This is a genomic window from Micromonospora sp. NPDC048999 (genome assembly GCF_040649295.1).
Lineage (GTDB): Bacteria > Actinomycetota > Actinomycetes > Mycobacteriales > Micromonosporaceae > Micromonospora.
Window position 1 is genome coordinate 101,381 of the sequence record NZ_JBEZFI010000019.1, and the last position, 14,564, is coordinate 115,944.

General features: G+C 69.6%; 15 protein-coding genes and 1 pseudogene. 10 read left to right on the top strand and 6 right to left on the bottom strand.

Going from position 1 to position 14,564, the window contains the following annotated elements:
* The first annotated feature begins 12 nt into the window (after positions 1-12).
* The 4 genes from AB0C02_RS20435 (at position 13) to AB0C02_RS20450 (ending at position 4,254) form a co-directional block, all read left to right on the top strand.
* Complete coding sequence (locus AB0C02_RS20435; protein WP_357549992.1) at positions 13-1,023, top strand: 3-oxoacyl-[acyl-carrier-protein] synthase III C-terminal domain-containing protein; 1,011 nt, start codon at positions 13-15, stop codon at positions 1,021-1,023.
* A gap of 71 nt (positions 1,024-1,094) precedes the next feature.
* Positions 1,095-1,328, top strand: coding sequence for an acyl carrier protein (locus tag AB0C02_RS20440; RefSeq protein WP_357549996.1), 234 nt, complete (start codon positions 1,095-1,097; stop codon positions 1,326-1,328).
* Positions 1,325-2,230: a thiamine pyrophosphate-dependent dehydrogenase E1 component subunit alpha gene (locus AB0C02_RS20445; RefSeq protein WP_357549999.1), complete on the top strand. Its 906-nt coding sequence runs from the start codon at positions 1,325-1,327 to the stop codon at positions 2,228-2,230. Before AB0C02_RS20440 ends, AB0C02_RS20445 begins: the two co-directional genes overlap by 4 nt.
* Positions 2,227-4,254, top strand: coding sequence for a 2-oxo acid dehydrogenase subunit E2 (locus tag AB0C02_RS20450; RefSeq protein WP_357550001.1), 2,028 nt, complete (start codon positions 2,227-2,229; stop codon positions 4,252-4,254). The genes AB0C02_RS20445 and AB0C02_RS20450 overlap by 4 nt, the downstream gene beginning before the upstream one ends.
* A gap of 84 nt (positions 4,255-4,338) precedes the next feature.
* Here the strand turns inward: AB0C02_RS20450 and AB0C02_RS20455 are convergent, their stop codons facing one another.
* Complete coding sequence (locus tag AB0C02_RS20455; protein ID WP_357550003.1) at positions 4,339-5,181, bottom strand: SAM-dependent methyltransferase; 843 nt, start codon at positions 5,179-5,181, stop codon at positions 4,339-4,341.
* 392 nt (positions 5,182-5,573) lie between these two features.
* On the opposite strand from AB0C02_RS20455, the gene AB0C02_RS20460 reads away from it, so the two are divergent.
* Both AB0C02_RS20460 and AB0C02_RS20465 read left to right on the top strand, forming a co-directional pair.
* Positions 5,574-6,560, top strand: a complete 987-nt coding sequence (locus AB0C02_RS20460; RefSeq protein ID WP_357550008.1) for a peptidylprolyl isomerase — start codon at positions 5,574-5,576, stop codon at positions 6,558-6,560.
* Between the two features lie 135 nt (positions 6,561-6,695).
* Positions 6,696-7,640: an acyltransferase domain-containing protein gene (locus AB0C02_RS20465; RefSeq protein ID WP_357550011.1), complete on the top strand. Its 945-nt coding sequence runs from the start codon at positions 6,696-6,698 to the stop codon at positions 7,638-7,640.
* Positions 7,641-7,733: 93 nt separating this feature from the next.
* On the opposite strand, the gene AB0C02_RS20470 is transcribed toward AB0C02_RS20465, so the two are convergent.
* Together AB0C02_RS20470 and AB0C02_RS20475 are read right to left on the bottom strand one after the other, a co-directional pair.
* Positions 7,734-9,242 carry an aminotransferase class I/II-fold pyridoxal phosphate-dependent enzyme gene (locus tag AB0C02_RS20470; RefSeq protein WP_357550014.1) on the bottom strand — a complete coding sequence of 503 codons (1,509 nt, stop codon included), beginning with the start codon at positions 9,240-9,242 and terminating at the stop codon, positions 7,734-7,736.
* Between the two features lie 179 nt (positions 9,243-9,421).
* On the bottom strand, positions 9,422-10,204 hold the full coding sequence (locus tag AB0C02_RS20475) for a hypothetical protein (protein WP_357550016.1): 783 nt from the start codon (positions 10,202-10,204) through the stop codon (positions 9,422-9,424).
* Between the two features lie 126 nt (positions 10,205-10,330).
* On the opposite strand from AB0C02_RS20475, the gene AB0C02_RS20480 reads away from it, so the two are divergent.
* The gene (locus AB0C02_RS20480) at positions 10,331-11,020 is read left to right on the top strand and encodes an alpha/beta hydrolase (RefSeq protein WP_357550020.1); all 690 of its coding nucleotides are present in this window, start codon (positions 10,331-10,333) and stop codon (positions 11,018-11,020) included.
* 130 nt (positions 11,021-11,150) lie between these two features.
* On the opposite strand, the gene AB0C02_RS20485 is transcribed toward AB0C02_RS20480, so the two are convergent.
* Together AB0C02_RS20485 and AB0C02_RS20490 are read right to left on the bottom strand one after the other, a co-directional pair.
* Positions 11,151-11,741 (bottom strand): DinB family protein, encoded by a 591-nt coding sequence (locus AB0C02_RS20485; protein WP_357550023.1) that lies wholly within the window; start codon positions 11,739-11,741, stop codon positions 11,151-11,153.
* Between the two features lie 437 nt (positions 11,742-12,178).
* Entirely contained in the window at positions 12,179-12,817 is a 639-nt protein-coding gene (locus AB0C02_RS20490; RefSeq protein ID WP_357550026.1) for an RNA-guided endonuclease TnpB family protein, read from the bottom strand.
* 53 nt (positions 12,818-12,870) lie between these two features.
* Between AB0C02_RS20490 and AB0C02_RS20495 the strand changes: the two genes are divergently transcribed.
* Positions 12,871-13,221, top strand: a complete 351-nt coding sequence (locus AB0C02_RS20495; protein ID WP_357550040.1) for a hypothetical protein — start codon at positions 12,871-12,873, stop codon at positions 13,219-13,221.
* On the opposite strand, the pseudogene AB0C02_RS20500 reads toward AB0C02_RS20495, so the two are convergent.
* Positions 13,179-13,418, bottom strand: a pseudogene (locus tag AB0C02_RS20500) (helix-turn-helix domain-containing protein); the annotation flags it as partial. The gene AB0C02_RS20495 and the pseudogene AB0C02_RS20500 sit on opposite strands and share 43 nt — an antisense overlap.
* Positions 13,419-13,466: 48 nt before the next feature.
* On the opposite strand from AB0C02_RS20500, the gene AB0C02_RS20505 reads away from it, so the two are divergent.
* Positions 13,467-14,039: a GNAT family protein gene (locus AB0C02_RS20505; protein ID WP_357550029.1), complete on the top strand. Its 573-nt coding sequence runs from the start codon at positions 13,467-13,469 to the stop codon at positions 14,037-14,039.
* Positions 14,040-14,193: 154 nt separating this feature from the next.
* On the top strand, positions 14,194-14,564 hold a 371-nt coding region (locus tag AB0C02_RS20510), incomplete at its 3' end, for a transposase (RefSeq protein WP_357550032.1).

Sequence of the window (14,564 nt, forward strand, 5' to 3'; positions counted from 1 at the left end):
CGGGACGGCAAAATGAGCTTCGGGCTGGTGTCCTTTGGCGAGGCGCTCGGCGACCCGGTACCGGTGGGGGACGTGGTGGGGCAGTACACCGACGACGTCAACCGGGTCCTCGGGTACGGCTACCGCCAGGTGCACCGCAGCGCGCCGGAGATTGGCCTGACCGACCTCGCCGAGCGGGCCGCCCGCCAGGCCCTCGACGCCGCCACGCTCGCCGCCACGGACGTGGACCTGCTGGTGCTGGCCGTCACCGACCTCACCGAGTACCTCTACTGGGACGCCGCCGCCGACCTGGCGCACCGGCTCGGCGCGGTCAACGCCGAAGCGGTGCTGCTCACTCAGGCCTGCACGACGGGCGTGCTCAGCTTCGACACCGTCGCCGGCAAGTTCGCCACCCACCCCCGGTACGCCAACGCCCTGGTAGTGGCCGCGAACCGGACCTGCGAGACGTACTGGAACCGGATGGACACCCAGCCGATGGTCTTCTCCGACGGCGCGGTCGCCACGGTGGCCCGGCGCGGGCATTCCCGGCTGCGGTGGCTCGCCACGGAGGCCGCCACCGACGGCCGCTACGCCACGTTCCACCGGCTCGACGTGGGCGGCGCGGCGGCACCCTTCGGCCCCGGTACCGAGCCGCCCGCCGTACGCGACGTGTGGCACGTGATGGAGTTCTTCGACTACGACGCCGAACAGTTCGAACAGTTCGCCCGGGACCTCGACGAGCGTGCCGTGCGGGTCACCGAGCGGGCCTGCGAGCGGGCCGACGTCAAGGTCGCCGACCTGGCACGCCTGATCCTGGTCAGCGACAACGAGCGGGCCATGGCGTCTCTGGCGCAGGCACACGGGGTGCCGCTGGCGCGTACCAACCGGGAACTGGCGGCCGAGCACGGGCACCTCGGCGCGGCGGACCAGATCTTCGGGCTGAGCCGCCTGCTCGCCGCCGGTGAATTCGGCGACGGCGACCGGGTCGCGCTGATCTCGTTGGGCCGGGGCATGCACTGGGCCTGTACCATCATCGAGGTGTAAGCATCGATCGCCCGGTCGGTTTTGCCAGCGCGCCGCCGCTGCCCGATATCCGTTCTGGAAAGGGACACCGGATGTCCAGTCGCCTGGTGCGGCTCGTCGCCGACGTGCTGGAGTTGCCGGTCGGTCAGGTCGACGCGCAGACCGGCCCCGCGACCACAGCGGCCTGGGTGAGCTTGCGCCACCTCCAAATCGTCGCCGCGGTCGAGGACGCGTACGGGATCGCCATCACGCCACGGGAGATCCGGGCCGTCCGGTCGGTGGCGGACCTGCGCGACCTGCTCGCGCAGCGGGGCGTCGAGGAATGACGGTCGCCGCGCCGTCTCCGCTCAGCGACGCCGACCTCGGCACCGGGCTGTTCATCCGCCGCTTCGAGGAGAACCTGCTCCGCCTGTACGCGGACGGCCACCTCAGCGGCACCACGCACACCTGCCTCGGCCAGGAATACATCCCGGTCGCGCTGGCCCCGCTGCTGACCGGAGACTTCGTGTTCAGCAACCACCGGGGGCACGGGCACTACCTGGCCCACTGCGCCGACCCGGACGGATTGCTGGCCGAACTGCTCGGCCGGGAGGGCGCGGTGTGCCATGGGCACGGCGGCAGCCAACACCTGCGCCGGGAACGGTTCCTGTCCACCGGCGTGCAGGGAGAGAGCCTGCCCGCCGCGGTCGGCGTGGGGCTGCACCTCAACCGGACCGGCCAGGACCGGATCGTGGTGACCTACATCGGTGACGGCACCTGGGGCGAAGGAGCGGTCTACGAGGCGCTCAACATGGCGCAGCTGTGGCGGGTGCCGCTGCTGGTCGTGGTCGAGCACAACCGGATCGCCCAGTCCACCCCGACCACCCAGCAGCTGGCCGGGACCATCGGCGGCCGGGTCGCCGGGTTCGGGATCACCTTCAGCGAGTCGGATTCGCTGGACCTCAACGAGGTGCGTGCCACCGCCGCGCCGCACATCGAGCGGGTCCGCGCCACCCGGCAGCCGCACGTGTTGGTGCAGCACACGGTCCGGCTCGGCCCGCACAGCAAGGGCGACGACTCCCGCCCGGCCGACGAAATCCGCCAGCTGCGCCACCTCGACTGGCTGCAGCGGTATGCGACCGCGTACCCGCCACAGTTTTCGGCCGCCGACGCGCACGCCCGGCAGCGGGTCGCGGAGCTCTCGACCGCGGCGCTGGCCCGGCCCCTGGTGCACGGAGGCGTGGCGTGACGCGCGCCGAACGAATGAGCCAGCACCTCAACCGCGCCCTGCACGAGCTGTTCGCCGCCGACGAACGGGCCTGGCTGCTGGGCGAGGATGTCGCCGACCCTTACGGCGGCGCCTTCAAGGTCACCCACGGCCTGTCGACGGCCTACCCGGGCCGGGTGCTGTCGACGCCGCTGAGCGAGAACGGCATCACCGGCGTCGCGGGCGGCCTGGCGCTCTGCGGTGACACGGTCATCGTCGAGATCATGTTCGGCGACTTCGTCGGCCTCGCCTTCGACCAGATCATCAACTTCCTCACCAAATCCGTCGCCATGTACGGCGAGCACACCCCGATGCGGGTCGTGATCCGCTGCCCCGTCGGCGGTGGGCGGGGCTACGGCCCGACGCACAGCCAGAGCCTGCAGAAGCACTTCATCGGCATCCCGCACCTGACGCTCTTCGAGCTGTCGCCACTGCACGACGCGGCCGATGTGCTCGCCGCCGCGCTGCAATCCGGCGAACCGTCCATGCTGTTCGAAGACAAGATCCTCTACACCCAGCGGAGGTACGTGGACAACCGCGTCGACGACCGTCTCGCCTTTGAGCTGCTGGGCGGGGACCGAAACTGGGCCCGCGTCCACGACCCGGCTGCCGCCGCCGCGCCGACGCTGGTCATCGCGCCCGGCGGGGTCGCCAACCGGGCGATCGCCGCCGCCAGGAAGGCCTGGGAGCAGGGGCGCAACGTCGAGGTGCTGGTCCCGGCCCGGCTCTACCCCTTCGACGTCGACGGTGTGCTCGGCCTGCTCGACGGTGCGGACGGCGTGATCGTCGCCGAAGAGAGCACGACCGGCGGCACCTGGGGCAGTGAGGTCGCCACCCAGCTCTACGCCGCCGCGTGGCCGCTGCTGCGTCGGCCGATCGACCTGGTCAGCTCGGCCGACAGCATCGTCCCGTCGGCGCCGCACCTGGAACGAGCGGTCCTGCTCAGCGCGGACACGATCCTCGACCGCATCATGCACCTCTCTGGCACGGCTCCGGTTCCCCGCACCGGTTCCCCGCTGACCAGGTCGCGCCAGGCGCGGGCGGCGGAGCAGGGCATCGCGGTGACCGTACCCAAGCTCAACAACAACGACGACAGCTACGTGCTGCTGGAGTGGCTGGTCCCGGCCGACGCCACCGTCGAGACCGGACAGCCGATCGCGGCGGTCGAGACCTCCAAGGCGATCGAGGAAGTCGCAGCGACACACGCGGGCGTCCTGCGCCAGGACCTCGCCGCCGGGGCCGACTGCGTCCCGGGCTCGACCATCGGCTACCTCCTGCCCGCCGGCGCCATCCCCGCTGCGGCGCCCCCGGCCGCCGAGCCGTCCGTGGCCACGCAACCGGCGCTGCCGGGGCGGCCGCTGCCACCGTCGCAACGCCGCATCGCCGACGTGGTGGCAACCTCACACCGGGAGATCCCGGTCGCCTTCACCGCCGTGCGGGTCGACGTGACCGCCGCCCTCGCGTACGCGCGCCGGGCCGCCGACGAGACCGGCGCCGATGTCACCCTGACCGAGGTTGTCATCGCTGCCGTGGCCACGTTGCACGAGCGGTTCCCTGCCCTCTACGCGCAGCTCACCAGCGACGGCCGGGTCATCGACGCGGCACAGCCGTCGGTCGGGCTCACCGTGGACGTCGGCACCGGGCTGTTCCTGCCGGTGATCCGCGACGCGGCAGAGCTGGACCTCAGCGACCTCGCCGACACCGTGGTCGAGCTGCGGATGAAGGCGCTGCGCAACCGGCTACGCGAGGACGACATGGCCGGGATGAACTTCCTGGTCGCGCTCAACAACACCCCCGGCGTGCGCTACGCCCAGCCGATCATCCCGCCCGGCGTCACCTGCGCCCTGTCGCTGCCCGACGTGCACCGCGAGGTCGTGCTGGACGCCGCAGGTGAGGTGCGCGAGCGGATGATCGCGGACCTTGGGCTGGCCTACGACCACCGGCTGGTCAACGGGGCGCAGGCCGGGGCGTACCTGGCCGCGCTCAACGCCGCCCTGCAGCTGTAACCGTGGAAACGCGCTGGAGGCGTAACGCCTCGACCGCAGCGAGTTGCCCCCGTGCGACCCGGACTCTGAGCCTCGTGCCGCTGTTCACGGCTTGCGGGCGACAGCACCGAAGATGGCGGCATCGGCCGGTGCCGGGCGCTCACCCGACTCGCCCTCGGCACGCCACTCGGTGACGACGGCAATGCCCGGGGGGACCAACTGAAGCCCGTCGAAGAAGCGGCCGTACTCCTCGCGGGTGCGCGGCTTCAGCGCGCCGTGCCGGCCGTTGGTCGCCACGGCGTGTCCCTGCTGCCGCTGCTCTTCCGGCATGAAGTCTACGGTGCCGTGGGTGATGGTCAGGTAGCTGCCGGAGGGCAGTGCGTCCAGCAGCCGATTCACGATCCCGTACGGGTCATCCTCGTCCTCGATGAAGTGCATGACGGCGAGAAGCATCAACGCCACCGGCTGGGACAGGTCCAGGGTCTCCAGCAGGTCGGGGTGGCTGAGGATCCTCTCCGGTTCGCGCAGGTCGGCGTCGATGTATGCGGTGGCGCCGTGTGGTGTGCTGGTCAGCAGGGCCCGAGCGTGGCTCAGCACGATCGGATCGTTGTCCACGTAGACGATGCGCGACTCCGGCGCGATCGCCTGGGCGACCTCGTGGGTGTTGTCGGCGGTCGGGATGCCGGTGCCGATGTCGAGGAACTGCCGGATGCCAGCTTCCCGGGCCAGGTAGGCCACCGCCCGGCGCAGAAAAGCACGGTTTTCCAGCACGGCGATCCGGACGCTGGGGAAAACCGCGGCGATGGCGTCACCGGACTCCCGGTCGGCCTGGAAGTTGTCCTTACCGCCCAACCAGTAGTTGTACCGCCGGGCCGGGTGCGCCACCGACGTGTCAATGCGCGACAACGCCTCTGCACCGGCCGCCAACGTCGACTCTTCGCTGCTCATCGGAACCTCCATCGGGCTCAATGACCTGTCAACGTCGCGGTGCCCCCTTCCAAGGGGCCCCGCGAGCCACCCAGCGATCTGCATCGAATTCTATCCCGGTACGCGGTGGCCTTCGGCCCCGTGTTGGTGCCCGCCGGGCATCGACGACCGCCCCCATGGTGACCCGCCAAGGCGCGGGATCCACGCCGGGCACCGGCGTGCCGATCGTGCCGCAGCCCCCGCCGCGTGGCATCGCCCCCAAGGTTGCCAATTAACGGGGATGGCATCGGCCTGATGGTGATGCTGCCATTCGACCAAGGCCCGGGTAGCCATGGCATCATTGCGGCTGATTTCGACGTGCGGGACCGTACTCGCTCTTCGCGCTGTTCGAGATACGCCCGCCGCTGTCGTCGGTGGCGGTCTCGCTCTGGGCGTTGTCAGGTCTCGCCGTCATCGTGCCCGGCACCGCCCTCCGGCGGGCGACAGAGGAGGTTGATCCTGTGAGTCACCCGCACACCGATCCACCGCAGCCCCCCGAGATGCCGAAACACCCCGATCCGCCCGCGATGGCATACCTGCCAGCCGCGCAACCGCCGAATAACCGACGCGGCCTCATCATCGGCCTGGTCAGTGCGGCCGCCGCGATGCTGCTGTGTGGCATCGTGGGCTGCGCCGGGCTGGGCGTCTACTACCTGCGCCAGAGCGCCGAGCATGCGGCCGGGGCCGGGGCCGGGACCGTCGACTCCGATCCGTCAACCCCAGCGGATCCGACCGGCGAGAAACCGACCGAGCAGGCCGATTCTCCGGCACCGGCCACGCCAGCATCGTCGACGTGTGGCCTGGTCATCCCGCAGGCGCGCCCCGGAGTCATAGCCGTCGGCCCACCTGATTTCGCCAACGCTCCCGGCCAGGGCATTGCCACGATGCGGATCACCACGAACCACGGGCCGATCGTCGTCACGATGGACCGAGCCCGTACGCCGTGCACCGTGGCAAGCTTCGAGCATCTCGCAGCGGCGAACTTCTTCGACCAGAGCTCGTGCCACCGGCTCGTCACCGAGGGGATCTTCGTCCTGCAGTGCGGCGACCCGACCGGCACCGGTCAAGGCGGGCCGGACTACCAGTTCGCGGACGAAAACCTGACCGGCGCGCGGTACGACCGGGGCGTGGTGGCGATGGCGAACGCAGGCCCCGGCACCAACGGCAGCCAATTCTTCATCGTGTTCAAAGACAGCACTCAATCGCTGCCGCCGGATTACACCCCGTTCGGTGAGGTCACAAGTGGCCTCGACATCGTCGATCGGGTCGCTGCGGCCGGCCACGACGATTCCTACGCCAGCACCGCAGGAGGCGGCAGGCCAAAGAACGAACTCAGGATCCAGACGGTGACCCTGGACTGACCAAACCCGTGTCCACGGCTGTCGGCGCGTCCGTCGCCTGAGCCTCGGTCCGGCCGGTCAGGTTGAGCAGGGGACTGCGGCGATCGCGCGTTCGGGCCTGTCGCCGCGACCCCACCGGTCGGTAGGGTCGTCCGCGTGGACCTGGACGACACCGCCGCCCGGCTCGGGGTACCCGTCGAGGACATCGACCGCGTGCACCGGCTCGCCGGCGACCTGCCGTCGGCTCCGCTGCCCGCTGAGGCCGACGCGCCCGCGATCCTCGACCGGCTCGCGGTACAGCCGGACGACGCCGCCGAGATCATGGCGGGCTGGCCCGACCCGCACTCGCCGCTGTGGACCTCGGAGCTGCGCTGGCTGCTCGACCGCTCGATCGCTCTGGTCCGCGCCGACCTCGGTGGCCACGGCTGGCTGCCGCCCGGTCCGGCGCTGCCCCGCGAACGAGGCCCCGCCTGGCGGCATCTCTACGTGTACGCGTACCTGGCCCTGGTCGACGTCGTCACGGGCTACCACCGCGACCACGGCATCGCCGATGACGTGTCGTGGCTGACCCTCGCGGACCTGGGCCGCAACCTCGCAATCGACCGGCGGATGCACCGCGAGGGCTGGCCGGTCATGCAGAGCTGGCTGACGCTGCACGCGCGCGGCGGCGTCTACGAGCTGGGCCGGCTGCAGTACCAGCGCGGCGACACTGCCATCGATCTGCACATACCCGAGTCGGGGCCGATGACCCCGGAGGCGGTCGCGGCGTCGCTCGACGAGGCCCGTACGTTTTTCCCGCGCCACTTTCCCGACGAGCGCTACACGGCGTTCTCCTGCGGCTCGTGGCTGCTCGACCCGCAGCTGCTGGAGTACCTGCCCGGGGACTCCAACATCGCCCGGTTCCAGCAGAGGTTCGAGCTGGAGCCCTACGAGGAGCCGGAAGGCCTCGACGCCGACGTCGAGGTGCTGCGGTTCGTGTTCCGCACCCTGACCACGCCGCTCGACCAGCTGCCGCGCCGCACCGTGCTCCAGCGCGCGGTCGTCGACCATCTGAAGGCTGGCCGCCACTGGCGCTGGCGCCGCGGCCGCTTCCCGATCTAGTGCGGTGTCCACTGACGTTCACCGGTTTTCCGCTGAGTGTGTGGATCCTCGCCGTACACCGCCACGCCGGGTGTGGCAACCGCAGGCCGACCTTCAGCGCGTCTCCTCGATCGCCTGCTCGGCGGCGCGGCGTACGTCGTCGAGCAGGATCTCCATGTCGCGGCGGGTGGTGCGGTAGTTGAGCACGCAGCCGCGCAGCGCGAAGCGGCCGTTGATGGTCGCGTTCGACAGATAGGAGCTGCCGGCCTGCTGCAATGCCACCATGATCCGTTCGTTGAGGCGGTCCAGTGCCTCCTCGTCCGCCTGCGACCGCGAGCCGGCACGAGCACCCGGCGGCAGGTAGCGGAAGCAGAAGATGGAAAGTTCGACCGGGGCGAGCAGTTCGAAGTCGGCGCTGGCATTGACAAGTTCGGCGAGGTGACGGGCGCAGTCGAGGTTGCCCTCGATCGCGTCGCCGACGGCTCGCGAACCGGCGTACGCCAGCGCCATCCAGACCTTGAGAGCCCGGAAGCGCCGGGACAGGTCCGGACCGTAGTCCCAGAAGGCGAAGGCCTCGGCCGGCTCGGTCTGCATGACCCGGATGAAGTCGGCGTCCATGCTGAAGGCGGGCCGTGCCGCCTCGGGGTCGCGGTAGATGAGGCAGCCGCAGTCCGCGGGCAGGTAGAGCCACTTGTGCGGGTCAAGGGCGATCGAGTCGGCCTCCGACATGCCGTCGAAGAGCGGGCGGGCCGAGGGGGCAAGCCGCGCGAAGCCGCCATAACATGCATCGACGTGCATCCACATCCCGTGCCGTCGTGCCACCGCCGCGATCTCGGCCAGCGGATCGACCGCGCCGGTGACGACGCTGCCGGCGTTCGCCACCACACAGAATGGTTCCGCCCCGGCGGCCCGGTCCTCGTCGATCGCGTGGACAAGGGCGTCGACGTCCATCCGGAAGGCGGCGTCCACCGGGATCTCGCGCACGTTTGCCCGCCCGATGCCGAGAAGCGCGGCGGCCTTGTGGATCGAGTGGTGGGTCTCGGTGGAGGCATAGACGCGCAGCGGCGCGGGGTGCGCGGACGCACCGTGGGTGGCGACCGCGTCGCCGCAGTGGCGGTGTCGTGCGGCGGCGAGCGCGGTGAAGTTGGCTATCGAGCCGCCGCTCATGAACAGGCCCCCGGCGCCCGGGTCGCAGCCGAGAATCTCCTTGATCCAGTCGATGGCTACGTGCTCCAGCTCAACGGGAGCCGGGGCCGACCGCCACGCGGTGAGGTTCGGGTTCAACGCCGACGCGAGGAAGTCGGCCACCGCGGCGACGGCGGTGCCCGGCGCCGAGACGTACCCGAAGAAGCGGGGATGCCCGTTGTGCCGGCTGCCGGGCACGACCACCTCACGAAATACCGTGAGCAGGTCGGTGAAGTCACGGCCCTCGACGGGCAGCGGCTCGGCTAGCACCTTCTTCAGCGCGGCGGCGGAGGTTCGCGGGGCGATGGGCAGGTCCCGGATCGAGTCGTGGTGGGCGGCGACCCACTCGACGGCACGCCCACCCATGTCCCGGATCTGCTCGGCCGAGGGGTCCAGGGCGGAGTCGACGCCGCGCCGATCGGGCGAGGTGGAAGTCATGGCCCGGAGGATAGTGTCCGACGTTCGCCCGCGCTGCCCCTGCCCAAAGCCGCTGCTCGTCCGGGGCGAGGGCACGGCCGAGCGCGACTGGGTCACCAAGCCCGTACAAGGCAACGTCCGCAGCAACTTCGGCGACTCCACCGCCGCCCGTAGCCACAGGCGGTCGACATTCTCGGGCGTCAGACCGACTCCCTGCTCGGCTGGCGGGCCAAGCTGCGCGTTGAATCGGCCGCCGTAGGCGAAGTGAACGGCGCGCGCTGCGCGACGCGAGACCGTAGGACGAGATCGTCCATCGTGTCCATCAGCCGCAGCTCGGCGGGGGTGACGGGCACGTGGATGCGGGTCTGGTGCCTGCTGACCAGTTCACGCAGTGCGGCGTACTGCTCGCCGCCTACGTCGTCGGTCAGCTGTAGGTAGCCGGCGAGCAGCGGGCGGTGTTCGGCTCCCAGCCAGGCCCGGACCGCTTCCAGTTGCCGCGCCGAACCGGCGTCGGCGGCTTGCACCGGCAGGTAGATGCGCCCGGTGTTGATTCGGCCGATCCAGGGACCGCGTACGGCCAGGTGGACCGCGGCGAGCGGCTCGTCGGGCAGCTGCGCGTCGATGCCCAGGTCCGGCGCCAGCGTCGCGTGCACCCGGTCGGCGCGCAGCTGCAGTCCGGGCCACCAGACGGCGGGGCTGAGAGCGCGGCGCAGGTCGTCGAGGAACGCGGTGAAGTCAGCGTCGGCCCGCAGCACGGCGTCGTCGATCGGGATGACCGCGGATCTGACCGGGGGCCAGAACTCCGCCGGCGGCAGGTCATGGCCGGTCAGCGGCGGCCGCGGGGCCTCGTGCAGCAGTGGGAGCTGCCGGCGCCGGTAGCGCTCGTCGAGGCGGAGCACGTCGTGGGCGTCCCAGTCGAACTGCGCGCCCTGCGCGTCCAGCTGCGCGAGCGGGTCCAGCAGGGGGTGCGGGGTCGCGGTCACGGGCGGCCTCCTCGGGTGATGGGTCCGGTCAGCCGGTCGGTGCGCGGACCTGCCGGATGCAGCGTGTGGGTCTGCCCACGGCGGAATGTCTTGAATTCGGAGGCGATGGCTGGCGATGCTCAGGATGTGCCTGAGCTGATGGACATCGCGGTCGCGGATCTTCACTTCTCCCTGCGGGTATGGCGAGCCGTCGACAAGGGTGAGACGCCCGCCGTGCTGCTCCATGCCACCGGAAAGACCGCACGTGACTGGGGGGTGATCGCCTCGGGCCTTCGTACTGAGCGCACGGTGTACGCCGTCGACCTACGCGGCCACGGTGCCAGCGACTGGCCCGGCGCGTACAGCCTGAAACTGTTCACGCAAGATGTCATCGGCATCTTGGACCAGCTGGACATCGGCGCGGTGGACTTGGTTGGCCATTCCCTCGGCGGTCTGGTGGCTTGCGGGGTGGCCGCCGAACGGCAGGGACACGTCCGCAAACTCGTGCTTGAGGACATCGGTTACCCGCACCCTCGACCGCCGGGGCTTCCCGACCGTCCCGCGGGGGATCTGCCCTTCGACTGGCACATGGTGGAACAGGTCCGGCCCGAGATCGACGATCCAGATCCAGGATGGGCCGACGTCGTCGCCCGGATCACGGCACCCACGCTGCTTATCGGGGGCGGGGCAGCGAGCCCGGTCCCCCAGGAGCACCTCGCCGAACTCGCCGATCGCTTGGTCGACGCACGGCTGACGACGATCCCGGCCGGCCACCTGGTTCACGAGACCGTTCCGGACGAGTACCTCAAGACCCTGATCGCATTCCTCACCGAGTGATCGACGTCCATCCACTATCGCCGCGATCCGAGCGTCACGTAACGTGAGCGTGGAAGGCGCGCCGGCAGGTGCCCGGAACTGTCGAGGAGCGGACGCTGTATTCACCGACTGTACCGACGGGACCGGGCGTCTATCCGAAGCGGTTAGCCAGCTTCGTCAGCTTGTTGACGTACGCCGGCCAGTCATAGTCGTGAGGAATGTTGGTGTTCTCCCGCCGCAGGCCGATCGCCGTGTCGTGCTGCTCGCGCATGACGTCGGCATGTCCGGCGTGACGGGCGAGGTCGCAGGTCACATGGATGATGATCCTTTGCAGCGTCACGGCCTGGTCACCTGGCCGCCACCACGGCACTCGCCCCGGCGCGTCGAGCGGTAGCTGTTCGATCGTCTGATCCGCGAACACCCCGACACGGCGATACAGATCGATCAACCCATCCTTCGGCTCGTCCTCCCGCGCGTACCAGTCTGCCTGCGGGTCCTCGTCGTACGCCTGCATGGGGACCAGTTCCTCAGGCGTCGGGAATTCGCGCCCGAAGGTAGGCCCGAAGTAGCCGGCTTCGACATTGAGGCCGTGCTTGAGGACTCCCAGCAGGTTGTTGCCGGTCGCGGTGCGGGGCAGTCTGGCTTCGCGTTCGCTCAGCCCGTCGAGCTTCCAGATCAGGTCTTCGCGAGTCGCTTGGAGGTAGTGGTGCAGCGCAGCCTTCGCATCGCCCAAGTCAGCCATGCCCGCCAGTCTTCCTCATGCGCCGAACCATCGTGCGAGATGCCGTCTGCAAGATCAGCGCCCGGCTGGAGCGGTCGGCGTCCTCACCTGCCGCAACCGGGGCGCGGCGGCCTGCCGAGCGGCCGTCGCACTACCGCTCGGGCGCTTGCCGGCAGTGACGTCCGGGCCGGCGTTGAGGCCGACGGCGATCTGATCCGGCAGCATCCGTCCCCCGACCTAGGCCTCCGGCACGATCAGCTTTTTGGCGGCCCCGAAGACGTCAGCATCCGTGGCTCTCGCTGCTCAGCTGGACGGGCATCCTCAAGGCCGTTGACATCCTCCCGGCCCTGAAGGGACCGGGATTCTCACGGTCGCCCGTGGGGTTTCCTGTTTCATCGCCGGCTGCCTTTCCGGGAGGACTTCTTCCCTTGAGGTCTTACGTCAGCTCCGCAGGCGTTTTACCTCTCCGCCAGCCCGGCGGCGAGGATGTTCCTAGCAGCGTTGATGTCCCGGTCGTGCTCGGTTGCGCAGCCGGGGCAGGTCCAGGTGCGGTCGTTGAGGGCGAGGGTGGTGTTGATGCGTCCGCATGTCGAGCAGGTCTTGGACGACGGGTACCACCGGTCGATCGGGATCACCTCCCGCCCGTACCACTGGGCTTTGTACTCCAGCATGCTGCGGAACTGGGACCAGCTCGCGTCGGAGATGACGCGGGCCAGGCGACGGTTGCGCAGCATGTTACGCACGCTGAGGTCTTCGATCACGACCGTTTGAGTCTCACGGACGAGTCGAGTGGTCAGCTTGTGCAGGTGGTCCCGCCGCCGGTCGGCGATCCGGGCATGAATCCGCGCCACCCGGAGCCGGGCCTTCGCCCGGTTCGCGGAGCCCTTCTGTTTGCGGGCCAGGTCCCGCTGGGCCTTGGCCAGCTTGCGCCGGTCGGCCTGCCCGAAACGCGGGTTGGCCACCTTCCCTTCCTCGTCACTCACCCCGGGGATCGGGCGGGACAGGGTGAGCAGGCTGGTGATGCCCGCATCCACCCCCACCTCCCCGGCAACGGGTGGCAGCGGCGCCACGGCCGGGTCCTCCACCAAGATGGACACGAACCAACGGCCGGCAGGGTCCCGGGACACCGTCACCGTCGACGGTTCCGCAGGTGAGCCGGCCGTCCCGCCAGCGGAACGCCGACCTGGTGAATTCCGCCGACGCCCGCGACTTGCGCTTGGACTTGAACCTCGGATACCCGGCCCGCTTGTCCCAGAACGCCACGAACCCGGCCTGCAAATGCCGCAACGTCTGCTGCAACGGCACCGACGACACCTCGTTCAAAAACGCCAACTCCTGCGTGCGCTTCCACTCGGTCAGCCACGCCGAGGACTGCACGTACGTGGTGCGCTGGCGGTCCACCGTCCACGCCCGGGTACGGGCCTCCAGCGCAAGGTTGTACACGTTCCGCACACACCCGAAGGTGCGGCCCAGCAGCTCAGCTTGTTCAGGGGACGGGTAGAAGCGGTATTTGTACGCCCGCTTCACCACCTCAGCCACGCCCCACAATCTAACAATCGTCCATGTAAGACATACCTTGAGGGGAGGCGGCGGCGTTTCCTCCCGGCCGTGAACGGCTGGGTTTCCACGCCGCAATTCTGATGAGCGGGTACGTCGCTCTCCCGCGCGCCGAGAAAGCTCGTTGCGAGTGGCCGGCATCAGATGTCCGGTTGATCGGCCACCAATCACGGGAGGAACATGACGCGCATGTCGCTGCCGACCCCCACGCTGCACACCGCTCGCCTTCGCCTGCGTCCCTTCGATGACGCGGATGCGACCGACCTCTTCGCGCTGCACAGCAGCGCCTACGTGTTGCGCTACTGGGACGCGCCGCCGTGGAGCGAACACGTGCGCTCCGAGCGGTTCATCGCGGCTTGCCGGCAGATGGCAGAGGGGGGCACCGGGGCGCGGCTGGCCGTGGATCGTGTCTCCGACGGGGCCTTCATCGGCTGGTGCAGCCTGAACCGGTGGAATCCGGACTACCGCAGTGCATCGCTGGGCTACTGCTTCAACGAGGCAGCGTGGGGCCACGGCTACGCGACGGAGGCCGCGCGCGTTTTGCTGCGGTGGGCATTCGACACGCTGGACCTTAATCGCGTCCAGGCTGAGACCGATACACGCAACGTGGCATCTGCCCGCGTGCTGGAGAAGCTCGGGTTCGTGCGTGAAGGGACGTTGCGGGAAGACTGCGTCGTGAACGGCGAGGTCTCTGACTCGTGGGTCTACGGGCTGATCAGGCGTGAGTGGCGGCCGTCGTCCGAGCCGTACCCAGCCCGCTAAGTCTTTGCTTCCTCGCGAGACGTCAGTGGCGTCCTGCAGAGTGGTGTACGGAAGGTTCGTTGATGCCTCGACGGACATGACGTACGAGACGTGAGGCGGCCATCGCGTGATTCTTCGATCTGAGTTCCCGCTCATGATTGAGGAGATCGCCGCGATGGCCCCGTCCAGTATCGACCCTGCCCGCTTCCTGCACGAGCACCTGGAGTCCGCCTCACCCGACTTGCTGCGCGACCTGCTGACCACATTCATCAACACGCTGATGTCCGCCGAGGCCGACGCGCTGTGCGGCGCCGAGTACGGCACCAGTTCACCGGAGCGGATCAACACCCGCAACGGCTACCGGCACCGCGACTTCGACACCCGCGCCGGGACCCTGGACGTGGCGATCCCGAAACTGCGCTCCGGCTCCTACTTCCCCGACTGGCTTCTTGAGCGCCGCAAGCGGGCCGAGGCTGCGCTGACCTCGGTCGTCGCGACCTGCTACCTGCTCGGCGTGTCCACCAGGCGCATGGACAAACTCGTCGA

Coding starts and splice junctions, on each gene's coding strand:
- AB0C02_RS20435 (WP_357549992.1), top strand. CDS start 13: ATGAGCTTCGGGCTGGTGTCCTTTGGCGAGGCGCTCGGCGACCCGGTA.
- AB0C02_RS20440 (WP_357549996.1), top strand. CDS start 1,095: ATGTCCAGTCGCCTGGTGCGGCTCGTCGCCGACGTGCTGGAGTTGCCG.
- AB0C02_RS20445 (WP_357549999.1), top strand. CDS start 1,325: ATGACGGTCGCCGCGCCGTCTCCGCTCAGCGACGCCGACCTCGGCACC.
- AB0C02_RS20505 (WP_357550029.1), top strand. CDS start 13,467: ATGTCGCTGCCGACCCCCACGCTGCACACCGCTCGCCTTCGCCTGCGT.
- AB0C02_RS20455 (WP_357550003.1), bottom strand. CDS start 5,181: ATGAGCAGCGAAGAGTCGACGTTGGCGGCCGGTGCAGAGGCGTTGTCG.
- AB0C02_RS20470 (WP_357550014.1), bottom strand. CDS start 9,242: ATGACTTCCACCTCGCCCGATCGGCGCGGCGTCGACTCCGCCCTGGAC.
- AB0C02_RS20485 (WP_357550023.1), bottom strand. CDS start 11,741: ATGGCTGACTTGGGCGATGCGAAGGCTGCGCTGCACCACTACCTCCAA.